This window comes from Flavobacterium sp. B330r, assembly GCF_056824325.1.
Genome location: NZ_CP124860.1, coordinates 1,506,004 through 1,531,628, shown reverse-complemented (window position 1 = coordinate 1,531,628; position 25,625 = coordinate 1,506,004). Strand labels below are relative to the sequence as shown.

Genomic DNA, 25,625 nt, shown 5'->3' with positions numbered 1-25,625 from the left:
TTCCTAAACTTGTTAAGAACGCCTTTTTTAATGAAATTCCAAATTTTAAAAAAATCCCAATAAAAAAATTCCAAATTCCAATATACTAAGATTGGAATTTGGAATTTTAAAAATTTGGAATTTATCCCTTAATAACTAAGTTCCACAATAGATTTTACTTTATCTAAAGTTACCAGTTGGTTTTCTCCTAAACCTTTCCAGCCTCTTTCTTCAAAACGATTTACGATAAAATCGGCAGTTTTAGAATAGTCTTCTGTATATTGAGAAAGTTTAGTGTCCATTCCCATTTTATGGAAAAATTCAACCGTTTTGTTGATGGCTTCTTTTGCAACTTCTTCGTCAGAACCAGTCAAGTTGAAGATTCTTCTTCCGTATTGTGCTAATTTTGCTTTTTTAGTTTCAAACATTACATGGTACAAACTTGGGCCAATTATCGCCAAAGTTCTAGCATGATCAATTTCGTAAAGTGCTGTCAATTCGTGACCAATCATATGCGTTGCCCAATCGCTTGGAACACCTTTCTGAATTAATCCGTTTAAAGCCATTGTACAGCTCCACATAAAATTAGAAGCCAAAGTATAATCAGTTGGGTTTGCTACGATTCCAGGACCAACTTCAATTAAAGTCTGAAGAACACCTTCTGCAATTCTATCCTGAAGAAATGCATCTGTTGGATACGTTAAATATTGTTCCATAACGTGCGTGTACGCATCTACAACACCATTTTCGATTTGTCTTTTTGGTAAAGATGAAATTACTGTAGGATCACAGATTGAAAATTGAGGAAATAAAGCACTTCCGCCAGAAGATAATTTTTCTTGAGTAGCCTCAATTGTTACCACATATCCAGAATTCATTTCGCTTCCTGTTGCCGGTAGCGTTAAAACTGTTCCAAATGGCATTGCATTTTCTTTAATTAAAATTCTTTTTTGAAGAATGTCAATCGGATTTCCTTCAAAATTAACTGCGCCTGAAATAAACTTCACGCCATCAATTACAGATCCGCCACCAACAGCCAAAATAAAATCGATTTTTTCTGCTTTGATCACATCAACAGCTTTCATCAAAGTTTCAAATCTCGGATTTGGTTCAATTCCGCCAAATTCTACAATTTCAAAACCTTTAAGGTTGTTGATTACTTGATCGTAAATTCCGTTTTTAAAAATACTTCCACCGCCATAGGCCAAAAGCACTTTTGCACCTTTTGGAACTAAAGTAGAAAGTTTTTCAATTTGTCCTTTTCCGAAAACTAAATTCGTCGGATTGTATAATTCAAAGTTGAGCATTTTTTTTAGAGTTTCTAAGATGTTAGGTTTCTGAGTTTCTAAGTTTTTTGCTTTAGAACATAAATTCTCAGAAACTTAACATTGTGATTTATTAATTTTTATTTTCCCATTTAGTGAATAAGAGATTGAGTTTTTAGATTTCTAAAGAAAACCTTAGAATCTTAGAGCCTCAGCCCCTTAGACCCTTTATTTTAACTCTTGTAACAATTTTGCAGCTACCAATTTAGATGAAGCTGGGTTTTGTCCGGTTATCAAAAGTCCGTCTGCAACTGCATATGGTTGCCAGTTTGGACCTTTAGAAAAAATTGCTCCGTTGGATGATAAAGCATCTTCTAATAAAAACGGAACTACTTTTGTTAATCCAACAGCTTCTTCTTCCTCATTGGTAAATCCGGTTACTTTTTTGCCTTTTACTAGATATTCACCTTTTACTTTTACATTTTTCAAAACAGCAGGCGCGTGACATACAAATGCGACTGGTTTATTGTGCATGTAAAAAGATTCGATTAAAGCAATTGAACTTCTATCTTCAACCAAATCCCAAAGCGGACCGTGACCTCCTGGATAAAATACAGCGTCGTAATCTTTTTGGTTAACTGTAGAAAGCTTTAAAGTGTTTTTTAATTTTTCCTGTAAAACTTTATCAGCGTCAAAACGTTTGGTGTCTTCCGTTGCGGAAGCTGGATCGGCACTTTTTGGATCAATTGGCGGTTGTCCTCCAAGTGGAGACGCAATTGTAATTTCAACACCTTGATCTAATAATTCGTAGTAAGGAGCAGCAAATTCTTCAGACCAGAACCCTGTTTTTTCTCCTGTATTGCCCAGTTTATCATTGCTGGTTACAACAAATAATACTTTTTTCATACTTTTCTTGTTTGATTTTTGAGCTTCTGCAGAAATGCTTACAGCTGTAAATGCAGTTATTGCGAATAGTGCTATTTTCTTCATAATATTAAATTTTGAACAAATTTACGGCGAAAGTGATATCAGTAAAAATAAAATAAACTATGTTTGTTATTATTAAATTTATATCATGGTAAATCTAGAATGGTACAGAACATTTAAAGCGGTTTATAAAAATGGTAATTTTTCGATCGCTGCAAAAGAGTTGTTTATGAGTCAGCCTGCCGTTAGTCAGCAGATTTCAATGCTTGAAGCACATGTGGGGAATAAATTGTTTAATCGGAAATCGAAAGGAGTTGAACCAACCGAATATGCTAAGTTACTGAATAATTTGATTATAGACGCTCTTGACAGGCTTGAAAGTGTCGAAACTAGTTTCCGGGCTAAAGCAGAAGATGCTAATCGATTAATTTCTGTTGGAATCTCTAAACATCTTTTTGACTGTGTTGGTAATCTTTTAATTTCAAAGTTTGATTTAATCGATTTTACTTTTGCAGAAAACGACGAACTTTTTGCTTTAGTAGACGCTAAAAAACTTGACTTTGCCATTACAACAAAAAGATTTGACACTTTTGATACCACTTATGAAATTGTTGGAAAAATCAAACTGATTTTAGTTGCTCCAACAAGTTTGGATATAACAGAGTTCCGTCAGAAATTAAAATCAGATAATTTTACTGAGATAGAGCAATGGCTCAATGCCCAAAAATGGTACAGTCACGATGCTAGAATTCCGCATATAAAATTATTCTGGTTGCATGCTTTCAATAAAAAGAGACCGTCGATGGTTCCAAATTACATTATACCTTCAGAATCAGAAATGCTAAGGCTTTTGGCTAAAAATGAAGGAATCGCAGCAACTTGGAATTGTAATGCCAGAAATTATATTAAGGAGAATAAATTGCAGTTAGTTTGGAATAGCTTTCATGTTCCAGAAGAATTTGTGTATTTACTGATGCCTAAAAACAATAATTTGAAATCGTTTTTTGATATTATTGAGAAAGAATTAAAGCTGTTTTTTGGAAATCGATTGTGATTTCAATCCTGTGTTCCTGTACTTTAAAAGTGTAATTTTGATAAGTAAACCATTAAAATTTTCAAAAATGAAAAAGATTGCAACCCTATTATTTCTTATTGCAACTGTACTTATAAGTAATTCGTGCAGTAAACATGACGACGAAGTGATAGTAGATTGTTTAGCGGAATCAATTTTTGTTAAAATACATAATTCAACTGATGCTACTAATCCGAAGTTGATGAATTACTCAGCTGAGTATACAGGAACAGGAACTTTGGTTTCTGTAAAATGGACTTTTGGTGACGGATCTACAGGAACTGGTACGGCGGTAACACATACTTATGCGGCTGCAGGTACATATGAAGCTAAGGCTGAAGTTACGGTTAAAAAAGATGGTGCAGAATGTACTTCTATACCTAAAAGAACTGTTACAGTTAACTAAGAAAAGTTAAGAGATATTGATGAGAGTCAATTTTATAGTTTAATGCAAGAGCATAGATTATAAAGTTGACTCTCATTCGTTATATTTGTTTGATATGATTTAGGAATATGGAAAAGTTACAAAATATTAGAATTGCGGTTGATGCGATTGTTTTTGGTTATAAAAACAATGGTTTATATGTTTTATTGATTGAACAAAAGTTTGGTTCTGCAGATAAATATTGGGCACTACCTGGTGGTTTAGTCCAAAACGACGAATCTTTGAGTGATGCTGTTATTCGTGAATTGCATGAAGAAACCAATGTGCAATTAACGTTTATGGAACAATTGTACACTTTTGGCGATGATATTTACAGAGATTCCAGAAACCGTGTTATTTCGGTTGCTTATTACGCTTTGGTTGATGCTTCCAACTTAGAAATTAAAGCAGATACAGATGCTGAAAAAGTGCAATGGTTTAAAATTGATGAAATTCCGTCTTTGGCTTTCGATCACAATTTGATTTTAAAGAAAGGAATAGAAAGATTAAAAGCCAAACTAACTTACGAACCAATTGGTTTCGATTTACTTCCCGAGGAATTCTTATTCTCAGACCTCGAAAATCTTTATTGCACGATTTTAGAAAAAGAAATAGATCGCCGAAACTTCCGAAAAAAAATACTGAGCTATGGCTTTTTAGAAGAAACCGATAATTTTTCTCCAATAAGAAGCGGAAGACCAGCAAAATTATTTAAGTTCAATAAGCTTAAATACAATGAGTTAATTGATAAAGGCTTTCACTTCGAAATAAAGTTTGCGTAATTTTTACACAAAATAAATTGTTTATTTAAAATTAAATTCTACATTTGCGTATAATTAACGCAAACTACAACACTATGATACTAAATCTCGACCCAAAATTCGCTCCATTTCAAAATCAGGAAGAAATCAAATTTCAAAGTTTTACTTTCTCAGGAGGAGAACCACACATCAAAATCGCTCCAGATTTTGATCCAAATAGAAAAGTTACCATTACACATCGATTGAATTCATTCAACGATTTAGGTTTGTTATGCGTTACAGTTGATGCGCTAAGAAGAATGGATGTTAAAATCATTGATCTTTTTATTCCCTATTTCCCAGCTGCGAGACAAGATCGTGTTATGATTCCTGGCGAACCATTATCTGTAAAAGTATACGCCGATATTATTAATGCAATGCAATTGAACAAAGTTTTTGTTTTTGATGCGCATTCAGAAGTAACTCCAGCTTTGTTGAATAATAGTACCGTAATTCCGAATTACACTTTTATCAAAGAAGTTTTAAATAGAATTGGCGAAAACGTAAAACTGATTTCTCCAGACGGTGGCGCTTTGAAAAAAATCTACAAAGTATCTGAATTTTTAGGTGGTGTTGAGGTTGTAGAATGCAGTAAAAGCCGCGATGTAAAAACGGGGAAATTATCTGGTTTTAAAGTTTACAATGAGGATTTGCAAGGAATGGATTGCTTAATTGTAGATGATATCTGCGACGGAGGAGGGACTTTTGTAGGATTAGCCGAAGAACTAAAAAAGAAAAACGCAGGAAAACTGTACTTAGCAGTAAGCCACGGAATTTTCAATAAAGGTTTTGAAGTTTTAAACTGCTTTGATGGCATTTTTACAACCAATTCTTTTAAAGATTTTGAAGGCGAAAGCGTTCAAGTGATTGGATTAGATCAATTAATTTAACTTTTGAATCGTAAAAAATGATACTAGAAGCAGCAATAGGAGACGCTTACGGAGCAGGATTTGAATTTCAGGAGTTAGATTATATCATTAAAAATAATCATTTAACGCAATATCATAAACATGGTCTGTATACAGAAATCTATAAAAGATATACTGACGATACACAAATGGCCATTGCAATAACAGAACTTTTATTGGAAGATGACAATTGGAATGAAGTTAAAGTTGCCGATAAGTTTGTTGAAGTTTTTCATAGAGATAAAAGAAGAGGCTATTCAGATAGAGTTTATAACGCATTAGACGCTAGTAAAAACGGAACTGATTTTCTAAAAATTATCGATAATAGAAGCAGCGGAAATGGATCGGCCATGCGAGCTTACTCAATTGGACTTATAAAAGATGTTAATCAGTTATTGGATTTTTGTGAAATTCAGGCAAAAACATCTCATTTTACTGCAGAAGGAATTAGCTGTGCTAAAAGAATAGCTTTAGCAGTCCATTTTTACAAATATAAATTGGGAGACAAAAGCTCTTTGATAGATTTTGTAAATGATACTTTAAAAGAAAAAGAAGTATACAAAGTAACATCGCCAATTGACATGCACGGGTATTTTACAACTCAAGCTGTTATCAAAATGGTTTCTGAAGCAGATTCTATGCAGGATTGTTTAAAAAGAGGAATCGATTATGGTGGAGATACAGATACCGTTGCAGCTTTGTGCATGGCGATTTTGAGTCAGAAAGAGAATTGCGAAAAAACACTGCCAAAGTTTTTATATGATGAATTAGAAAACGGCACATACGGAAAAGATTTTCTAATCAGTTTAGATCTTAAATTGAAAGAAAAGTTTCATTGAGATTAGAAGTTTCACGTTTCAAGTTGTTGTTGCGAGTGTGAAGCATGAAAAAAAAAATACTATTAACTTTTTCAAGTTTAAAACCAAATTTCAGGCCCAGCATACAACCTGAAACTTTAAACCTGAAGTAAAAACAACCAAAATATTATGAGCGACGATTTAAAACCAAGATTTATTGAATCTTTAAAAAGAAACAATGATCAGATAAGAGAAGACAGAGCCAAAGTAATTGGTGAGGATTCAGAATTAATATACAGAAGAAGAGTCGAAGATATCGAATTAAAAATCAAAAGACTCGAAAGAGAACAAGAAGGACTGATCGATATTAGTCCATTGGATAAAAACAGTTTGACTTTTGCCGATTTTCAGCCAGAAGCCTTTGTTCAGAAAGACATGGAGCTTTCGTTGACGATTAGAAATTTAAACATCCAGTTTGAGGTTACAAAAAAGAGATTTGAATATTTATTTGGTAAAAAATATTAGTCATGGGAGGTACAAGATATGATTTCGGTGCTCGTGAAGACAGAGCAAAAAAAGTAGGTTATGCTAGTAAATCAGCTAGCGAGATTTTTACACAGAATGCATTACGAATGGCTCATGAATCGATGAACCCAAACGGAGTGATTTTTAGAGAAGCAAGAGATTCAGATGTGCATCCCAATACAGTTCCGATTATTTTAGGATTGGACGTTACAGGAAGTATGGGACATATTCCACATGAATTGATAAAAGAAGGACTTCCGAAATTAATGGGAGGAATTATTCAGGGTGGCGTTCCAGATCCAGCGCTTTTATTCTTAGGAATTGGCGATCACGAATGCGACAGATATCCGCTTCAAGTTGGACAGTTTGAATCTGGCGATGAAGAATTGGACATGTGGTTGACAAGAACCTACATTGAAGGCGGAGGAGGAGGAAACGCTGGTGAAAGTTATCTTTTAGCATGGTATTTTGCAGCTTTTCACACCAAAACCGATGCTTTTGAAAAAAGAGGGCAAAAAGGATTGTTGTTTACTGTTGGTGATGAGCCAGGTTTAAAAACACTTCCAGCTTCAGCAATTAAAGAAATTATGGGGCAGGGACAACAGACTTATACGCATCTTGAATTATTAGCAGAAGCGCAAAAAAAATACGATGTCTATCATATTAGTGTATTGCATTCAGGACAAGCTATCAATGCTGATGTAGAATGGAAAGAATTACTGGGACAAAACTGTTTGTCTATAGAAGATCACAGAGAAATTCCAAACGTAATTAAAAAGATCATTTGCGATAAACATAAAAGTTCTGGCTTAGGAACGATACCCGTTTCTGATGCAAGTGATAGCAGTTTGGATGCTATAGAAATGCTTTAAATATTTTAAACACATAGAATCATAGATTTCTTTTTTTGAATTTGAGAGATTGAAAAAAGAAACTAGTTTCTAACACATAGCAACTATGTGAATTGAAATAAGTGAAACGCCTTTTAAAGTTTCCAAAAATCTATGTCTCTATGTGTTTAAATCAATAACAACAAAATGAAAACAGCGAAAATAGTTATAGGTTTAGGATTTGGTGATGAAGGAAAAGGCATAACCACAGATTTTCTGGCGAAACAAAATCCTGAATCAATAGTTATTCGGTTTTCGGGAGGACAGCAGGCCGCTCATACCGTCATGATTGGCAATAGAAAACACGTTCATTCAAGCTTTGCAAGCGGAGCACTTCGCGGTCTTCCGTCTTATTACAGCGAACACTGTACGATTCATCCGCTTTTTTTATACAACGAAACAGAAGAATTGAAAGAAAAAGAGGCTAATCTGGATTTGTACATTCATCCTTTAGCAAAAGTCACCACTCCTTTTGATGTATGGCATAACAGGGGAAATGCTAGGAATATTGACCACGGAACCTGCGGAAAAGGCATTGGATCAACAATGAAAAGAAACGAAGGTCCGTATAAATTATTTGCTATAGATTTGATTGCGCCTCGAGAAATGCTTTTAGAAAAACTAAACCAAATCGCCTATTACTATGGTTTTTTAAACGAAAGCGAAATCGACGAAGAAGTCAATCAATATCTGGAAGCAATCGATAAATTGAAATGGAATATTGTTGATTATACGTTTCTTTCAAAATACGAAAATCTCATTTTTGAAGGCAGTCAAGGAATTTTGCTTGATATGGATCACGGTGTTTTTCCGAATGTAACCTATGCCAATACCACTTCAAAAAATGCAATTGAAATTTGTAATAAACTAAAGATTGAAGATGTAGCCATTTATTACGTAACCCGAAGTTATTCAACCCGCCACGGACACGGCTGGATGGCTAATGAAGGAGAAATTAAATTAAAAAATAACGAAGAAGAAACTTGTGTTTTTAACGAATACCAAAAACATTTACGTTTTGGAAAGTTGAATTACGAACTTCTGAATTATGCTCTAAAACTCGATGCCGCTTACAGCCCAATGGCAAAACGAAATTTGGTTGTAACCTGTATGGATCAGTTGGAGCAGGATTATGAGTTTGAAAGTCTCACAATAACGTTCAATGAAATTTATGGATCATTTTCACCCGATTCAAAAGATTTTAAAAACATTACTTCTTTGTTTCAATAAAATAGAAAAAATGAAATATAATATAGATACCATAGCTCCAGAAAGTAAGTTTGTATTTTTCTGGGGTCATCAACCGAGTAAAGACGGAAAAATTCTCAAAACCTGTTTCAGCCAATGGTGGTTGAGTTCTTTTAAAGTAGATAAAGTAACTTATAAAACTGCAGAACATTGGATGATGGCCAAGAAAGCAGAATTATTTAACGATCAAGAAATTTTAGAAAAAATCCTTGAAGCTGATTCTCCTGCCGAAGCTAAAAAGTTGGGTAGAGAAGTTAAAAATTATGTAGATACGATTTGGCTAGAAAATCGATACGAAATTGTAAAACAAGGAAACTTTCACAAATTCAGCCAAAATGTCGATTTGAAAACGTTCTTACTAAATACGAAAGAACGCGTTATAGTAGAAGCAAGTCCAGTTGATCCAATTTGGGGAATCGGAATGGCAGAAGATCACAAAGATGTCCTAAAACCAGAAGCTTGGAAAGGATTGAATCTTTTAGGTTTTGCTTTGATGGAAGTTAGGGATGAATTAAAATAATTAGAAATTATAAAAAAAAAGATGTTCCGTAGGAACATATCATAGGTAATGAATGAAAATATAGCAAAAAGCGTCAGCAAGTTTTTAAGTCTGGTGCTTAGACATTCGCCAGAAAAAATCGGATTAAAATTAGATGAAAACGGTTGGGCAGATGTTGAAGAATTAATTACAAAATGTAATAAAAAAGGACAACGCATGGACGCAGAACTTTTAGATTACGTTGTAGAAAATAACGATAAAAAACGTTTTGCTTACAATGAAGATAAAACCAAAATTCGTGCAAGTCAGGGGCATTCAATTTCGGTTGAATTAGATCTGGCAGAAACAGAACCTTTGGAATATTTGTACCACGGAACGGTTGGGAAGTTTATGGAAAACATTCGTGCAGAAGGTTTGAAAAAAATGAGTCGTCAACACGTACATTTAAGCAAAGACAAAGAAACGGCAACAAAAGTAGGAAGCCGAAGAGGAGTGCCACAAATTTTAACCGTTAGAAGCGGCGCGATGCATAGAGACGGATTCAAATTTTATTTATCCGAAAACAATGTTTGGTTGACCGATGAGGTTCCGGCGAAGTACATTGAGTTTGCATCATAATATAAAGATTGCTTTAGAGATCAGACTTTTCAAGAAACAATTTTAGTAATTCCTAAATACATAATCATGCTGAATATTATTAATGAAGAAAAAGAAATTTACACAATCGATAATTTTCTTACTGTTGAGGAGTGTAATGAGTTAATAGAGAGAAGCGAACAAATTGGCTTTGAAGAAGCTGAAGTAAATGTTGATGGCGCACAAAAAATGATGAAAATGGTGCGCAATAACGAGCGTATCATGTATCAGGATGATGAATACGCCTCTTTATTATGGCAGAAACTGGAACAATATGTTAGACCAGAAGTAGGAAATAGTACAGCTATTGGATTAAATGAAATGTTCAGGTTTTATAAGTATAATCCAAGTCAGCGTTTTAAAATGCATATTGACGGAAGTTATAAACGCAATGAATCTGAATCTAGCTATTATACATTTCTTATTTATCTGAATGATAGTTATGAAGGTGGAGAAACAAAATTTGCTTCGGGTGAAATTATTGAACCCAAAACAGGATCAGCTCTTATTTTTGAACATAAACAGCGTCATGAAGGAGCATCTGTGATCTCGGGAATAAAATATGTTTTAAGAACTGATATTATGTATAAAAGTAAAGGCAATATTTAATTAATGAGAAGAACACTAGTTTTTGGAGATATTCACGGAGGATTAAACGCATTGGTTCAGTTACTGGAAAGAGTCTCGATATCTAAAAATGACAGATTAATTTTTTTAGGAGATTATGTAGATGGATGGAGCGAATCGGCACAGGTTATTGATTTTCTGATTGATTTATCCAAAAAGCGCGAATGTATTTTTATAAAAGGAAATCATGATGCTTGGTGTCAAGAATGGTTAATGAAAGATGTTATAAATGATATTTGGTTTCTTCATGGAGGAAAATCGACAATAGAAAGTTATCAGAATTTTGGTCTTTCAGAAAAGAAAAAGCATCAGGAATTCTTTAATCAAATGAAAGATTATTTCGTAGATGAAAACAAGAATCTTTTTATTCACGCTGGATTCTCGTCTATGCATGGACCAGAAAAAGAGCATTACCAAACCAATTTTTCTTGGGACAGAACATTATGGGAAATGGCGCTGACAATGGACAAGCGAATCAAAAAAGATTCGATTTTATATCCAAAAAGATTATTGCTTTTTAATGAAATCTACATAGGCCATACGCCAACGCTTCATTACGATGTAGAAATCCCAATGCAAGGTTGTAATGTTTGGAATATTGATACGGGAGCAGGTTTTTACGGAAAACTTTCTTGTATTGATATAGAATCAAAAGAATTCTGGCAGAGTGATGTCGTGCAAACCTTGTATCCTAACGAGAAGGGAAGAAATAAATAAAATGAAAAATACAATAGAATCTGGTTTATTTGGCCTGGCTGTTGGTGATGCTTTGGGAGTTCCTGTTGAATTTCAATCAAGAGCTTATTTAAAACAAAATCTGGTTACAGAAATGTTTGGTTTTGGAACACATCATCAGCCAATTGGAACTTGGAGTGATGACAGTTCACTAGCTTTTTGTTTGGCGGAGAGTTTATGTTCGGGCTATGATTTGAATGATATTGCTAGGAATTTTATAAAATGGTATAGTGCAGAATTGTGGACACCACACGGACAAGTTTTTGATATAGGAATAGCAACCAGAAATGCAATTCTAAATATTGCAAAAGGACATCAGCCCGATTTATGCGGAGGATTTTCTGAAAGCGATAACGGAAATGGTTCCTTAATGCGTATTTTGCCATTGGCTTTTTATCTTCAAAAAGAAAACAATATTGAAGTTATTTATCAAAAAGTAAAAGAAGTTTCATCAATAACACACGCGCATTTCAGATCTGTATTTGCTTGTTTTATTTACATGGTTTATTGTTTGGAAATTTTAAAAGATAAAGATAAATTCGAAGCTTATAAAAATACCCAACTTGTTCTTTCTAAATTTCTGGAAGATAAAAGTTTTAATCCTGTTGAAATCGGATTATTTGATAGAATTTTGAAAAATGATATTTCAAAATACAATGAAAACGAAATTCATTCTTCGGGTTATGTGCTTCATAGTTTAGAAGCGAGCATCTGGTGTTTTCTAAATTCGAATTCTTATGAAGAAACTGTTTTAAAAGCAGTCAATTTAGGGCAAGATACAGATACAACCGGTGCAATTGCAGGAGGATTGGCAGGAATTTATTATGGAATCGAGAATATTCCGCAAAAATGGATTGAGAATTTAGTAAGAACAAACGATATAAAAGAGTTAGCACAACACTTATCAAATAAAATATAAATAACTTATATATGAACCCACTACTATTAACTGACGGTTACAAAGTTGACCACAGAAGACAATACCCAGACGGAACCACAATCGTATATTCTAACTGGACACCAAGAAAATCAAGAATTGAAACAGTTGATGAGGTAATCTTTTTTGGATTGCAATATTTCATTAAAAAATATATCATTCATGACTTCGAAGAGGATTTCTTCAAAAAGCCAAAAGAAGAAGTGATTAAAAAATATTCTCGCAGAATCAATAATTATTTAGGCGAAAATTTAGTTGGAACTAAACATATAGAAGATTTACACGATTTAGGATATATTCCGATGGTATTCAAAGCTTTGCCAGAAGGCGCAAGCGTTCCGCTAAGAGTTCCAATGTTTACGATGTATAATACGATTCCAGAATTTTTCTGGTTGACGAATTATTTCGAAACCTTACTTTCTGCAGTAGTTTGGTTGCCTTGTAACTCAGCTACCATTGCAAAAGAATACAGAAAAGTATTAGACAAATATGCAGCAGAAACGTCTTCTGTTCCAGAATTTGTAGATTGGCAGGCGCATGATTTCTCAATGAGAGGAATGGGCGGAATAGAAGCTGCTCTAACTTCTGCAGCTGGACATTTATTGAGTTTTACAGGATCTGACACGATTCCAGCAATTGATTTCTTAGAAGAATATTACAATGCCAATTCAGATCAAGAATTGGTTGCAGGTTCAGTAGCAGCAACAGAACATTCTGTTATGTGTATGGGAACAACAGAAGGCGAGTACGAGACATTCAAAAGATTAATTACAGAAGTTTATCCAAAAGGAATTGTTTCTATCGTTTCAGATACTTGGGATTTATGGAAAGTTTTAACGGATTATCTTCCAAGATTAAAAGAAGAAATCGTTTCAAGAGAAGGTAAAGTCGTAATTCGTCCTGACAGCGGTGATCCAGTTGATATAATCTGCGGAAATCCGAACGGAAAAACAGAACAAGAGAAAAAAGGCGTTATCGAATTGCTTTGGGATGTTTTTGGAGGAACAACAAATGCTAAAGGATTCAAAGAATTGGTTCCGCAAATTGGTGCTATTTACGGAGACAGTATTACAGTAGCAAGAGCAACTCAAATCTGCGAAAGATTAAAAGAAAAAGGATTTGCTTCTACGAATGTTGTTTTAGGAATTGGATCTTTCACTTATCAATACAACACCAGAGATACGTTCGGATTTGCAATGAAAGCAACTTACGGAGAAGTAAACGGAGAAGGGAGAGCCATCTTCAAAGATCCGATTACAGATGACGGAACTAAAAAATCGGCTAAAGGATTAATGAAAATCGATTTAATCGATGGCAAGTATCATTTAACAGATAATGTTTCTTGGGAAGAAGAAAAACAAGGTGAATTGAAAGAAGTTTTTAGAGATGGAAAACTTTTGGTTGATCAATCGCTGAGTGAAATCAGAACGAGAGTAAAAAGTGAAGTGAGTATCGAAGCTTAATTATAAATAGAAAGCCTGAATTTTAAATTCAGGCTTTTTTGTGATTTGAATTTTTTACGTTCTGTTTGTCATTTCGACGAAGGAGAAATCTTCGCAAGTAGCTCCATACAGCAAATCGCCAATCTTTGTAGAGTTTCTAACGAAGATTTCTCCTTCGTCGAAATGACAATATTGTGGTATAATTTGTTTGTCTACTTCTTATAAAAATTATTATGATCAATATATTCCCAAACCTTTGGAGGCAATAAAGGCTGAATGTTTTTACCTTCTTTAATACTGTTTCGAATAAAAGTCGAAGAAATCTCTACAATTGGCGCATCAATAACATGAATTTTTGGATGCGATTTTAACTCAACATTTTCAGGTTCATCAGAAATTCTTGGGTAGACATAAATATCATGATTTTCCAGTATCACTTCATAGTTTCTCCATTTATGAAGCGTTTTCAGATTGTCTTCGCCCATAATTAAGGAAAACTCATGGGTTGGATATTTCTCTTGTAAATGAGCGAGCGTGATAACAGTATAACTCGGCTGAGGTAATTTAAACTCAATATCAGACGGTTTTATCTTTGTATAATCTTCTGTAGCCAGAAAAACCATTTGCAGACGCTGTTGGTCGTCTAATAAAGTCGATTTCTTTTTTAACGGATTGTGAGGTGTGACAACCATCCAAATCTGATCTAAATCTGCAAACTCGGCCATGTGATTCGCAATGATTAAATGACCAACATGTATAGGGTTGTATGTTCCGAAGTAAAGACCTATTTTCATAGTTGTAGTAACTAGTGCTTAGTAAAGAGTGATTAGTCTTTGAGTGTTTTTGAAAAGGCATTAATCATTTTTGATTCTTCCTCAATTTGATTTAAAATTTCTGCATAAAGACTTTGATTGGTTATAAAACCAAGGTCATTAGCAATTAATAATTGAGTTTCGATTTCAAACAAAGAACCTCTCGATATGTTTAAAAAATGACTAAAAGATTTATCAGTATTCCGGCCATAACCTTCTGCTATATTTGAAGGAATTGAAACGGAAGCTCTTTTTAACTGACTTGTTAAAGCGTATAATTCTTCTTGAGGAAATGATTTTACTAACTGATAAATTAAAGAAACTATTTTAACTCCTTTTTGCCAAACCAATAAATCTTTGTAGGACTTGATCATACTTATTTTTTAAGCTAATGACTAATTGCTATTCACTAATCACTTTTTAGAAATGAAATCTTTTACCAGTTGATGTGCTTCTTCAAGAGCAACTGATAAATCATAGTTTTTGATAATCACGTCGAACTGAGGCGCTGTTGCCAATTCTACAGAAGCTTTTGCGATACGCATATTGATTTTATCTTCGCTTTCTGTAGAACGTTGTTTTAATCGACGTTTTAATTCGTCAACACTTGGAGGTTTAACAAAAACAGCTAAAGTTTCTTCTGGAAATTTGTGTTTAATACGAAGGCCGCCAACCACGTCAATATCAAAAATGACATTTTTTCCTAAAGCCCAGATTCTTTCAATTTCCGATTTTAAAGTTCCGTAGAAGTTGTCGCGATACACTTCTTCCCATTCTAAGAAATCTTCAGCTTTAATGTGCTTTTTGAATTCTTCCAACGAAATAAAATAATAATCCTTTCCGTCTACTTCTTCACCACGTGGCGCACGTGACGCGGCCGAAATCGAAAATTCAAGATTTAAATCTTCCTGATCTAATAAATGTTTTACGATAGTTGTTTTTCCTGATCCAGACGGTGCCGAAAAAACAATTAATTTTCCTTTGTTCATTGTGTATGCTTTAGGCTTTAAGCAATATGCTCTAAGCTTGATATTTGTGTGGTATTTATGCTCTAAGCTTTAAAGCACATTCAAGACCTGCTCTTTAATCTTCTCCAATTCATCCTTCATCATCACAACCAATTTCTGCATTTGAGCATGATTGGATTTAGATCCCATTGTGTTGATTTCGCGTCCCATTTCCTGAGTGATAAAACCAAGTTTTCGTCCATTAGCTTCAGTTCCATTAAGGGTTTCTATAAAGTAATCCAAATGATTACCTAAACGAACTTTTTCTTCGGTAATATCCAGTTTCTCTAAATAATAGATTAATTCCTGCTCAAAACGGTTTTCATCAACATTAACCTGTAATTCTGAAATTGCAGTCTGCAAACGATCTTTAATTGCTTGTACACGTTCTGGATCAAGTGCCAAAGTATCATTCATGAATTGACGAATGTTTCCAATTCTTAAATTGAATTCTTTTTCAAGAGATTCACCTTCGTCTTTACGGAAGTTTAAAATGTTTTGAAGTGCCTCATCAATAATAACCTGAATCTGCTCCCAGTCATTCTCATCAATTTCTTCTCGTTCTGTTTTTAATGTGTCAGGCATACGAACCGCCATTTTCATTAATTCAGTCTCATCAGCATCTGGATTTACTTCTTTTAACTGCGCAATATAATTTTTTACGACAGGCACATTTACTTTAGTTGAAGTTTGTTCTGCAGTGCTTTCTACATAGATTGCAAAATCAATTTTTCCTCTTTCCAATTTAGTCGAAATAAGAGTTCGCAATCCAAGTTCCATCTCACGGTAAACCGATGGCATTCTTACATTTAAATCTAAACCTTTAGAGTTTAGAGATTTTACTTCAACGGTGATTTTTTTTGTAGGCAATTGCAAAGAAGCTTTGCCAAACCCTGTCATAGATTGTATCATATAATTGAGTATAAAGGCGCAAAGATAAATAAAAGTTTGATGTGTTACGTTGTAAATTGTGAATCAGTTTTATAGATCAAAATTTACGGTTATTCTTACGTTAGTGCGTTTATAACTTCAGCTACATTTTTTTGGCTGTTGCCGATGTAAATTTTTCCGTCAATAATAAAAACCGGACGGCTTAAGAAAGTATAATGCTCTAAAATGTATTTTTTAAAATCGGCTTCAGTTAAAGATTTTTCTTTTAACCCCATTGACTTATACAATTGAGCCTTTTTGCTAAATAACGCTTCATAACTTCCGGAAAGTTTATACATTTCTTCCAGTTGTTCTTCTGTAATGGGATCTTGTCTAATGTCTTGAAAAACTAGATTGTTTTCTGGAAGACTTTTAATGATTTTACGACAAGTATCACAGGATGCTAAGTAATATATTTTGTTCATTATTTATGAATTTGTTAGAATGCAAAGAAAATCCATTTGAAGCTTAAAAATGATTAATTTTAGAAAAAAAATAAAATTATGAGTTCAGTTTTTGATGTACAGAAAACGATTAGAGAAATTCTCTTGAAGATTTTAGACAGTCATTCGTTAGAACAATTAAACAAAGTTCCAGATGGTTTTAGCAACAATATTATTTGGAATATAGGGCATTGTATTTCGTCGCAGCAGGTTTTGGTTTATAAATTATCGGGCCTTCCGACAATGGTTTCTGAAGATTTCATTAACAAATACAGAAAAGGAACTAAACCAGAAGGGGATGTTTCTCAAGCTGAAGTTGATGAGATTCGAACATTGCTTTCTACAACATTAGAAAAAACAAAAAATGATTTTGAGAGCGGACTTTTTGTTGATTACCACGAATATACTACAAGTATCGGTTTCACGCTTCGTCATGTTCAAGGAGCCTTAGATTTTAATAATTACCACGAAGGGCTTCATAGTGGAATTGCAATGGCGATAAGAAAATTGGTTTAAAAAAAGTCCCGCTTAAAGCGGGACTTTTTTTATTCAATTATGGTTTCAATGGTAACCTTCATGGCTCCGGCACCTTTGTGTTTTGTAATGTCCATAAAAGCTCGTTTAGACAAATCGATTTCGCGGGTTTTTACAAAAGGTCCGCGATCTGTAATTTTTACAATAACGAATTTGCCATTGGCTTCATTGGTTACTTTAACTCTTGTTCCAAAAGGAAGTTTTTTGTGAGCTGCAGTATAACTGTTGTTGTTGAATCTACTTCCATTAGCGGTTCTTTTTCCGTTAAAACGATCTGCATAGTAGGAGGCATGAGCGTTTTTCTTGTATGGTCTCAGTTTTAAACCTTTGTCAGTAAAAACAGAATCCGGCAACGGAATAATAGCTGGTTTTACATTTTTAACAGTATCTTGAATGATTTTAGGTTCTGTTGTAGGTTTGGTTTGGCTTATGACATACGTAAAGCCGCTAATTAAGGTTAAAGCGATTGTGGCGAATAAAATGTTCTTTTTATTTCTCATGGGTTATTCTTTTTCAGACTTGGGGGGAGTTTGTACAAATAATATGCCGAGATAAAAAAAGCCCTGATTAAGGGCTTTTAATTGGTATTTTTTAGAACCAAAGGTTCCATGGAATTCTACTTAAAATAAGCAATAATCCTAATCCGTAAAAAATAGCAAAGGTTTTAAATTTAGCTTCGCTATTGATTAATTTTTTATGTTTAGACCATCCGATAGTTATCAAGATGATAGCAATAATATTAATTAGAGGGTGTTCTAATGATGTTAATCTTAATTCTGCATTTGACATTTGACCTAATACAGCAAAGCCTCTCGCAGAAACAAAATATAAGATTAAACCAATCAATAATTGAGTGTGTGTGCCAATTAAAGCAAATAAAGCGATTTTACGATCCTTACCAGTAAATTCTTTTTTTGAAGTTACTCCGATGATAGCGTTAACAACTGCAATTACTAAAAGAAGCAATGCTAAGTACGCCCAGCCAGAGTGAAATTTTTGTAGAAAATTATACATAAACTGTGTTTTTTGTTCAAAAACAAATATAACAAAAAAGGCTATAAAAAAACGGCATTAAACTTAAAAGTCAATGCCGTTTTTATTATTTATTTAGATTCTAAATTCTTAGAAATCGTAACGTAATGCGAAGTTCCAAGTTCTACCGAAACCAAAGTATACTTGGTTTGTAGTAGCAATTCCTTTGTAAGTTGTAACAGTAGGAACATCAGCAGCAAATATATTTGTTTTTGCTTCAGCAATGTAAGTGTAATCAAAAAGGTTATTTACATTTAATCTGAAACCTACTGAGTTGCTTTTGTTTCTGCCTACTAACAATTTGTATGATAAACCAGCATCAGCAGTACCGTAAGATGGTAATTGTAATGCACCTCTGTTATCTTCTTTAGTAAAGTTTCCTGGAGAGATAGCAGCATACAATTTGTCAACATAGTTGTAGTTTGCATCTACAGTAAAACGAGGTAAGATTTCATAAGTTGCTCCTAAAGCAGCAGTTGTTTGAGCAGCATCACCAACTCTTACACCGTCAAGGAATAATGTTGAACCAGTTCCAATTTGATTGTTAGCTGAATCGTAACGGTTACTTGTACTTGTTCCTTCATATTTCCAATCTCCAAGAGATAGCATACCTGTAATAGTAAGTTTGTCAAGAACTTTAGCAGTACCATCAATCTCAATACCTGAGTGGATTTCTGTAATTCCAGCGAAATCAAAGTAACCACCTGGATTATCAGCAGCACCATCATTAGATCTTTGGTATCTGTCTTTCCAAGAAGTTCTGTATAAGTTAACATTTGCAGTAAATTTACTTGTACGTAAACCATATCCAGCTTCAACAGCAAAGATTTTTTCGTTTGTTAAGTTACCAGCTACAATTGAACTGTTGTTTGGGTAAACTGCATTAAAGAATGGTTGTTTTGAGTAGTATCCTGAGTTAACAAAAACATTATGGTGCTCGTTGATGTTGTAGTTAACACCACCTTTTACGTTACCACCTAAGATGTTTTCGTAATCTGTACTTGCTAATGGAGTTCCAGCTGCATATTTGAAATAGTCAACTCTTTTGAATCCTTGTTGAGAAAGTGCACCTTGAACGAATGCAGTAAATTTATCAGAAGTATACTCTAATTGAGTAAATCCTCCATACCATCTTACGTCACCGTCATTGTTGAAGTTGATTTTTTCTTCTTTGTCAGTGCTTTTGAATACATTCCAAGCTGGGTATGTAGAATATGTACCGTATAAAACTCTATTAGGGTTGTTTACATCAAAATTGTCAGCGAATGCATCTGCTCCTAGAAGGTTGTTTACGTTTTGGTAGTGAAGACCTTTGTATCCTCTTACATCAACTCCTAAATCCCAAGTTAAATTTTCTGTGAATTTTTTGTTGAAGTTAACAATTGCACCATACCAGTTGTGAGAGTTAACAGATGAAATTTGAGAAATACCATTTGTAGTATTGTTTCCAGTAAGTGAAGTATTTTGGTATTGACCAGTCGTACCTGTTGTTGTACGAGTAGAAGCAGCTCCATTGATCATTACCGTTTCACCTGAGTTGTAAGCTACGATTTTATCATAATCCACTAAACCATCTGCTGTTCTAAATGCAGCGTTAGCATAATTTAATCCTTTAATAAATCCAGTTCCTCTAGATCCTCCTCCACGTCCGAAAGAAGCGTAAGCAACAGCAGATAATTTAGATGTTTCATTAATTTGGAAATCATAGTTTAATGAAGTAACAGGTTTGTGGTAGTAGTTTCTTACCATGTTGAAAGCCTGACCATCTTTGTATCCCCAATCAGAGTTATATCTAATGTTTGGATCAGATACTGAACCATATTGTTGATACTGTGCTATAGTGATGAATGTAGATCTTTGATCGTGCCATTGTGGAGCACCAGTAACTGTAAATTGGAAATCGTGCTTGTTGTTTTTTGTAGTATAACCAAGAGCTACATAGTAGTTATCTCCGTTAAATTGAGTTCCATCTACATATCCGTCACCTTGAGTGTGGCTGTATAATACAGAAGCAGAGAATCCGCTATCTAATTTTCCTGTGTTGTAAGCAACGTTAGATTTGAAGAAATTATCGTTACCAAAAGAAGTACCAACTGTACCACCTTGTTTTAAATCTGAAGCTTTAGTTACGTAGTTCATAGTACCTCCAACAGAAGCAATAGCTAATTTAGAAGAACCTAAACCTCTTTGTACTTGAATGAAAGAAGTAACGTCAGATAAACCTGCCCAGTTACTCCAGTAAACAGCACCATTTTCCATGTCGTTAACTGGCATACCGTTAACCATTACCGCAACGTTGTTTTGGCTAAATCCACGAATTGTGATTCTAGAATCTCCAAATCCACCACCAGATTTAGTTACATAAACAGATGGAGTGCTTTTTAACATTTCAGGAAGTTCTTGGTTTCCTAGTTTTGCCTGAATTTCAGAAGCTTTAATTGTTGATACTGCAACAGGAGTTTTTCTGTCTTTTGCAATATCTACTGTGCTACTTTTAACTACAATCTCGCTCAATTCGTTTGAGTTAGAAACCAAAGTGATAGTTCCTAAGTTTGTAGTTGCGCCGTTAGACACATTAAATTTCACAGTTTGGTTGTCATAACCTAAGAAAGAGATAACAATCTCTCCTGTGCTTGATGTTGAAGTAAGAGTAAATTTACCATCAAAATCTGTTGAAGTTGCTGTAGTAGATCCTTTGATCACTACATTTGCTCCTGGTAATCCACCTGTTCCGTCGGTAATTTTACCAGTAACTTTTCCTTGAGAAAATACGGTTGAAACTATCATAAAGAATAGTCCGGTCAGTAACCAATTTTTCATTTTCTTCATTTTGTTATTGAGTTTATTGTTTTTGGCAAAATTATAACAAATAACTCAGATAATGTTATCGAAATGTTAAGAAAAACAAGTTTTGCTTTTTGTGCTGCGCATTAAAATGAATTTTTCTCTTTTTATTAGAAAAAATATTGATTTATTGAATTTATGCAATGTTTTTTTGTTAAAACTGTAATTATTTTCATAGTCAAGCAATGTTAAAAATGTAAATTAGCGGATTTTTCTGTCTTTTGTCGGAATTTTATACAAAAAACGTCCTAATTTTACTAGTAATTAGGACGTTTCAAAAGTTATAGAAATTTTAAGACAATGTTTCTATTTGTTTTTTAAGAAATGATTTAACAAAAATGAAGTCGAACTGTCGTGATTTTTAACGGTCTTAGAATTGATCTCGTCTAAGATTGAGTTTGCTAATTGCTTACCTAATTCAACTCCCCATTGATCAAAACTAAAAATATTCCAGATTACACCTTGAACAAAAATCTTGTGTTCGTATAATGCAATTAAAGATCCTAAGCTTTTTGGAGTAAGTTTTTGAATTAAAATTGTATTGGTTGGTTTGTTTCCTGTAAAAACTTTAAATGGTAATAAGTAAGATGCTTTTTCAGCGGCAAGTCCTTGTTTGTCAAATTCTGCTTGAACTTGAGCCGAAGTTTTACCATTCATTAAAGCTTCAGTCTGTGCAAAGAAATTAGACATCAATTTATCGTGGTGATCTTCATTGCCATAAAGTGGTTTTACGAATCCGATAAAGTCTGTTGGAATTCTTTTTGTTCCTTGGTGAATTAATTGGAAAAAAGCGTGTTGAGAATTTGTTCCTGGCTCTCCCCAAATGATTGTTCCAGTTTGATAGTTAACAGGTTTTCCATCACGACCAACACTTTTTCCATTGCTTTCCATAAAAGCTTGCTGTAAATAAGGAGCAAGTTTGTGTAAATATTGTGTGTATGGAATCAAAGCTTCGCTTTCAGCACCATAAAAATTATTGTACCACACGCTTAATAAAGCCAAAATAACCGGAATGTTTTCGTCGAATTCTGCCGATTTGAAATGCTCGTCCATTTCATTTGCTCCAACTAACAATTGATTGTAGTTTTCAAAACCAATTGCTAAAGCGATGCTCAAACCAACTGCGCTCCAAAGAGAAAATCTTCCTCCAACCCAATCCCACATTGGAAAAACGTTGTCAGGATTAATTCCGAATTCTGTTACATTTTTAATGTTTGTAGAAACCGCTGCAAAGTGTTTCGCAATATCTTCCTGAGTAGCCGATTTTAAAAACCATTCTTTAATAGTTTCTGAATTCGAAAGCGTTTCTTGCGTTGTAAATGTTTTAGAAACAATCACGAAAAGTGTCGTTTCAGGATTTAGTTTTTTGATAACTTCATTTACGTGGTCACCGTCAACATTTGAAACGAAATGTGTGTTTAGGTGATTTTTATAAAATTGTAAAGCTTCAACCGCCATTACTGGACCAAGGTCTGAACCACCAATACCAATATTTACAACATCAGTAAAAGCTTTTCCTGTATATCCTTTTCTTTGCCCAGAGATTACTTCTTCTGTAAAGTTTTTGATTTTATTTTTTACTTCGTAAACTTCTGGAATTACATTTTCTCCGTCAACCTTAATAACTGCTGATTCTGGAGCACGTAATGCCGTATGTAAAACAGCACGATTTTCTGTCTGATTGATTAATTCTCCTCCAAAATATTGTGCGATCGCATCTTTCAGTCCGATTGAGTTTGCCAACTCTAACAAAAGAGAAACAGTTTCCTGACTAATATTGTTCTTTGAGTAATCTACTAAAAAATCATTCCATTGTAAATTGAATTTTTCAGCACGGGCACTATCTTGTTGAAACAATTCTTGTATTGTGGTTTCGTGAATTGCGTTATAGTGGTTTTGTAGATTTTTCCACGCTTCAGTCCCAGTTGGGTTTGTTGTGTTTAAAGCCATTTTATCTATAATTGAGTTTGTTTTCTGAAACACAAAAATACTGAAATAACTTTTAAAAGGGGAACGGTTTGCGATTATATAGCAATTAGTTACGAAAACGTTTTATGAATTATCACTTTTGATTTTTGGAAGTTATAATGATTGCTCCATCATTTTCCTTTTCGTTATAAATTATACGGCTGCTGTTTTTGTTTATAAAGTCTAAAGTAATAATGTCAAGTTTTTTAAGTGGTAAGAAGATGGTGTCTTGTTTTTTATTGTATTTAAATGGAATTCCGTTTATTACAATCAATGGCGATTCTCCAATCAAATCTTTTTCGAAGGCAGTGCCAACTAGTTGCTGTACAAAATATTTGCTTTCTTCTTTTTCATTTAAAATAAAAACTTTTGGATTGGAGCATCCTACGGCTAATAGTGATAAAAGTATCAGAAAGGATTTTTGCATGAATAAATAAGAGTTTAAGAAAAAAAATTTTACCAGAATTTCCACCAAGGTTTTTTGTTAATTTCTATAATTTTCTTCGAAACATCAACATCAATTCTTTTTGGAGATTCGATTTTAATTTTAGAATCGTCAAAAAATAATTGTCCGCTTTCGTCCATTCCGAGAGGAGATTTTGTTCTTTCTTTCCATTCTTCGGTTTGCAATTCTGAAACGAAAGGTAAATCGATTTTTTCGCGAAAGCGTTTTTGAGCTTTTTCTATAATTTCTTCCTCTAAGTTTGAAGATGAATTTTTGAAAAGCGAAATTGAATTGTCTGGAATATTCAAAAGAAAAATTTGAGTTTTATCTCCAATCTTCTGAATGTCTAATACTTTAAAATAGGTAATTGAATCTAATAGAAAATGACCAATTTTTGATGAGTCAGGATTGAATTTCGACAAGTCTTTTGCATGCGAACTGGCAATCAAATATCTAAGGTTGCTCGAAAGTCCTCCGCCAATCGAACTCATATCAGTAAAAGCTTTTTCCTGAATAATCTGTCCGACTTTATAATTTAAAATTAGACTTTCAGGAAGATTTGTATCTCTGTAAAATAATTTTAAACCAGAAAAAGTTTCATGATACATGGTTTTAAGGCGTTCATTTTTCATCGCTTTAAATCAAAAAGATTATAAAATGGGTTATTAAAGATTCCCAATACTATCTAATTCTCTTTTTAGAGGTTCAATCTGTTTCATGAAACGAGTTCTGTCGTTTCCTGTCAAAGATTCTCCAGTCGGTAAATTTAAACGAAGGGCATCGACTTGTATTCCATTTTTCCAAAAACGGTAACAAACGTGAGGGCCAGAAGCTAGGCCGGTGCTTCCTACCAAACCAATTGTCTGACCTTGAGTAACGCGCTGTCCGCGGCGAACCAAGATTTTAGACATATGTAAATATTGAGTAGAGTAGGTTCCGTTGTGTTTTACTTTTACAAAGTTTCCGTTTCCTGCAGTATATCCTGTAGCTTCAACAACACCAGAAGCGGTTGTAGAAATTGGCGTTCCTGTTGGAGCGGCGTAATCTGTTCCTTTATGCGCTTTCCAGGTGTGCTGTACCGGATGATATCTATTCATAGTGAATCTTGAAGTGATTCGGCTGAATTTAATTGGAGTTTTTAAGAAGAAGTTTTTAAGTGTTTTTCCTTCATCATCATAATATTCAACTTTACCAGAAGTGGTGTCTCTTGCAAAAGGGAAGGCGTAAATTATTTTGCCTTTATATTCAAAAAATGCGGCCTCAAGATCTTCAACGCCATCATATGTTTTTCCGTTGATAAATCTTTCAGTGAAAATTAATCCGTAGCGATCTCCTTTTTTAAGTTTAAAAAAGTCAATAGACCAAGAAAATACTTTTGTGATTCTGCTGGCCAAAGCTGTTTCAACACTTTCGTTTCCTAAAGTTTCAGATAATGAACTTTTAAGAACGCCACCAATCATTTTTCTTTTGAGAGAAACAGGTTTTATTTTTTTATATGCTTTTGCAATGCTATCTCTTAAATCAATAACATAATAACTTAAGGCGTCTGGCTGATAAACAAAAACTTGAAGATTATTCGTTTTGTTTTTAGAACGAAGTAAAGTAAAGGGTTTGCCATAACGAATGCTTCTGACATTGAACGAATCTTTTACCTGTTCTACAATATCATGTACTTTTTTATCTCCAATATTTTGACTTTGGAGTATGGAGCCAAAAGAATCTCCTTTTGAAATAGTATCATTAACAACATTAAAATCTGCGTAATTAAAACCGAATTCTATTTTTTTGGTTGCTGGTTTAGTAATTTTTGTTTCTACTTTTTCTTCTGCTTTTTTACATGAAAAAATAGAAAACAAGACAATTAAAATTACGACTGCTTTTTTCAAACTTTTAATATTT

General features: G+C 33.8%; 29 protein-coding genes. 15 read left to right on the top strand and 14 right to left on the bottom strand.

The window, feature by feature from the left end; translation table 11 throughout:
- Nucleotides 1-128: 128 nt before the first annotated feature.
- Nucleotides 129-1,286: an iron-containing alcohol dehydrogenase gene (locus tag QLQ95_RS07120; protein ID WP_482503188.1), complete on the bottom strand. Its 1,158-nt coding sequence runs from the start codon at nt 1,284-1,286 to the stop codon at nt 129-131.
- A 186-nt stretch (nt 1,287-1,472) separates the two neighbouring features.
- Nucleotides 1,473-2,234, bottom strand: coding sequence for a type 1 glutamine amidotransferase domain-containing protein (locus QLQ95_RS07115; RefSeq protein WP_320495594.1), 762 nt, complete (start codon nt 2,232-2,234; stop codon nt 1,473-1,475).
- Between the two features lie 85 nt (nt 2,235-2,319).
- On the opposite strand from QLQ95_RS07115, the gene QLQ95_RS07110 reads away from it, so the two are divergent.
- From QLQ95_RS07110 to QLQ95_RS07045, 14 genes are all read left to right on the top strand, one after another.
- On the top strand, nt 2,320-3,225 hold the full coding sequence (locus QLQ95_RS07110) for a LysR family transcriptional regulator (protein ID WP_379798475.1): 906 nt from the start codon (nt 2,320-2,322) through the stop codon (nt 3,223-3,225).
- A gap of 67 nt (nt 3,226-3,292) precedes the next feature.
- Nucleotides 3,293-3,649, top strand: coding sequence for a PKD domain-containing protein (locus tag QLQ95_RS07105; RefSeq protein WP_482503185.1), 357 nt, complete (start codon nt 3,293-3,295; stop codon nt 3,647-3,649).
- 107 nt (nt 3,650-3,756) lie between these two features.
- Nucleotides 3,757-4,449 (top strand): NUDIX hydrolase, encoded by a 693-nt coding sequence (locus QLQ95_RS07100; RefSeq protein ID WP_482503183.1) that lies wholly within the window; start codon nt 3,757-3,759, stop codon nt 4,447-4,449.
- 74 nt (nt 4,450-4,523) lie between these two features.
- Nucleotides 4,524-5,357 carry a ribose-phosphate diphosphokinase gene (gene prs, locus QLQ95_RS07095; RefSeq protein ID WP_095928448.1) on the top strand — a complete coding sequence of 278 codons (834 nt, stop codon included), beginning with the start codon at nt 4,524-4,526 and terminating at the stop codon, nt 5,355-5,357.
- Nucleotides 5,358-5,374: 17 nt separating this feature from the next.
- A complete protein-coding gene (locus QLQ95_RS07090; protein WP_095928447.1) occupies nt 5,375-6,214 on the top strand; it encodes an ADP-ribosylglycohydrolase family protein in 840 nt (279 codons plus the stop codon).
- A 147-nt stretch (nt 6,215-6,361) separates the two neighbouring features.
- Entirely contained in the window at nt 6,362-6,697 is a 336-nt protein-coding gene (locus QLQ95_RS07085; protein WP_095928446.1) for a hypothetical protein, read from the top strand.
- A gap of 2 nt (nt 6,698-6,699) precedes the next feature.
- Nucleotides 6,700-7,569, top strand: coding sequence for a hypothetical protein (locus tag QLQ95_RS07080; RefSeq protein WP_320495598.1), 870 nt, complete (start codon nt 6,700-6,702; stop codon nt 7,567-7,569).
- 165 nt (nt 7,570-7,734) lie between these two features.
- Nucleotides 7,735-8,817, top strand: coding sequence for an adenylosuccinate synthetase (locus QLQ95_RS07075; RefSeq protein WP_320495599.1), 1,083 nt, complete (start codon nt 7,735-7,737; stop codon nt 8,815-8,817).
- A 10-nt stretch (nt 8,818-8,827) separates the two neighbouring features.
- A complete protein-coding gene (locus QLQ95_RS07070) occupies nt 8,828-9,355 on the top strand; it encodes an NADAR family protein (RefSeq protein WP_095928518.1) in 528 nt (175 codons plus the stop codon).
- 48 nt (nt 9,356-9,403) lie between these two features.
- The gene (locus tag QLQ95_RS07065) at nt 9,404-9,952 is read left to right on the top strand and encodes an RNA 2'-phosphotransferase (RefSeq protein WP_095928443.1); all 549 of its coding nucleotides are present in this window, start codon (nt 9,404-9,406) and stop codon (nt 9,950-9,952) included.
- A gap of 66 nt (nt 9,953-10,018) precedes the next feature.
- Nucleotides 10,019-10,579, top strand: a complete 561-nt coding sequence (locus QLQ95_RS07060) for a prolyl hydroxylase family protein (RefSeq protein WP_482503180.1) — start codon at nt 10,019-10,021, stop codon at nt 10,577-10,579.
- A gap of 3 nt (nt 10,580-10,582) precedes the next feature.
- Complete coding sequence (locus tag QLQ95_RS07055) at nt 10,583-11,314, top strand: metallophosphoesterase family protein (RefSeq protein WP_482503179.1); 732 nt, start codon at nt 10,583-10,585, stop codon at nt 11,312-11,314.
- 1 nt (nt 11,315) lies between these two features.
- Nucleotides 11,316-12,251, top strand: a complete 936-nt coding sequence (locus tag QLQ95_RS07050; protein ID WP_482503177.1) for an ADP-ribosylglycohydrolase family protein — start codon at nt 11,316-11,318, stop codon at nt 12,249-12,251.
- Nucleotides 12,252-12,262: 11 nt separating this feature from the next.
- Nucleotides 12,263-13,732: a nicotinate phosphoribosyltransferase gene (locus QLQ95_RS07045; protein ID WP_320495607.1), complete on the top strand. Its 1,470-nt coding sequence runs from the start codon at nt 12,263-12,265 to the stop codon at nt 13,730-13,732.
- A gap of 191 nt (nt 13,733-13,923) precedes the next feature.
- Here QLQ95_RS07045 and nadD read toward each other — a convergent pair whose 3' ends face one another.
- The 5 genes from nadD to QLQ95_RS07020 all read right to left on the bottom strand — a co-directional run bounded on the left by nadD (nt 13,924) and on the right by QLQ95_RS07020 (nt 16,885).
- On the bottom strand, nt 13,924-14,505 hold the full coding sequence (gene nadD / locus QLQ95_RS07040) for a nicotinate (nicotinamide) nucleotide adenylyltransferase (protein WP_095928438.1): 582 nt from the start codon (nt 14,503-14,505) through the stop codon (nt 13,924-13,926).
- 32 nt (nt 14,506-14,537) lie between these two features.
- Nucleotides 14,538-14,897 (bottom strand): four helix bundle protein, encoded by a 360-nt coding sequence (locus QLQ95_RS07035; protein ID WP_253251758.1) that lies wholly within the window; start codon nt 14,895-14,897, stop codon nt 14,538-14,540.
- A 39-nt stretch (nt 14,898-14,936) separates the two neighbouring features.
- Entirely contained in the window at nt 14,937-15,512 is a 576-nt protein-coding gene (gmk, locus tag QLQ95_RS07030) for a guanylate kinase (RefSeq protein WP_482503174.1), read from the bottom strand.
- Between the two features lie 69 nt (nt 15,513-15,581).
- Nucleotides 15,582-16,442 carry a YicC/YloC family endoribonuclease gene (locus QLQ95_RS07025; RefSeq protein WP_111425235.1) on the bottom strand — a complete coding sequence of 287 codons (861 nt, stop codon included), beginning with the start codon at nt 16,440-16,442 and terminating at the stop codon, nt 15,582-15,584.
- A gap of 95 nt (nt 16,443-16,537) precedes the next feature.
- Nucleotides 16,538-16,885 (bottom strand): arsenate reductase family protein, encoded by a 348-nt coding sequence (locus QLQ95_RS07020; protein ID WP_095928433.1) that lies wholly within the window; start codon nt 16,883-16,885, stop codon nt 16,538-16,540.
- A 78-nt stretch (nt 16,886-16,963) separates the two neighbouring features.
- On the opposite strand from QLQ95_RS07020, the gene QLQ95_RS07015 reads away from it, so the two are divergent.
- Complete coding sequence (locus QLQ95_RS07015) at nt 16,964-17,419, top strand: DinB family protein (RefSeq protein WP_250834882.1); 456 nt, start codon at nt 16,964-16,966, stop codon at nt 17,417-17,419.
- Nucleotides 17,420-17,448: 29 nt separating this feature from the next.
- On the opposite strand, the gene QLQ95_RS07010 is transcribed toward QLQ95_RS07015, so the two are convergent.
- From QLQ95_RS07010 to QLQ95_RS06980, 7 genes are all read right to left on the bottom strand, one after another.
- Nucleotides 17,449-17,937, bottom strand: a complete 489-nt coding sequence (locus QLQ95_RS07010; RefSeq protein ID WP_250834883.1) for a septal ring lytic transglycosylase RlpA family protein — start codon at nt 17,935-17,937, stop codon at nt 17,449-17,451.
- Nucleotides 17,938-18,028: 91 nt separating this feature from the next.
- Nucleotides 18,029-18,451 (bottom strand): hypothetical protein, encoded by a 423-nt coding sequence (locus tag QLQ95_RS07005; protein WP_095928431.1) that lies wholly within the window; start codon nt 18,449-18,451, stop codon nt 18,029-18,031.
- 108 nt (nt 18,452-18,559) lie between these two features.
- Nucleotides 18,560-21,298, bottom strand: coding sequence for a TonB-dependent receptor (locus tag QLQ95_RS07000; protein WP_320494316.1), 2,739 nt, complete (start codon nt 21,296-21,298; stop codon nt 18,560-18,562).
- 321 nt (nt 21,299-21,619) lie between these two features.
- On the bottom strand, nt 21,620-23,263 hold the full coding sequence (gene pgi, locus QLQ95_RS06995; protein WP_482503171.1) for a glucose-6-phosphate isomerase: 1,644 nt from the start codon (nt 23,261-23,263) through the stop codon (nt 21,620-21,622).
- A 112-nt stretch (nt 23,264-23,375) separates the two neighbouring features.
- Nucleotides 23,376-23,708: a hypothetical protein gene (locus QLQ95_RS06990; protein WP_320494314.1), complete on the bottom strand. Its 333-nt coding sequence runs from the start codon at nt 23,706-23,708 to the stop codon at nt 23,376-23,378.
- Between the two features lie 29 nt (nt 23,709-23,737).
- A complete protein-coding gene (locus QLQ95_RS06985; protein WP_320494312.1) occupies nt 23,738-24,358 on the bottom strand; it encodes a hypothetical protein in 621 nt (206 codons plus the stop codon).
- Nucleotides 24,359-24,391: 33 nt separating this feature from the next.
- The gene (locus QLQ95_RS06980) at nt 24,392-25,612 is read right to left on the bottom strand and encodes a peptidoglycan DD-metalloendopeptidase family protein (RefSeq protein ID WP_095928426.1); all 1,221 of its coding nucleotides are present in this window, start codon (nt 25,610-25,612) and stop codon (nt 24,392-24,394) included.
- Nucleotides 25,613-25,625 lie beyond the last annotated feature (13 nt).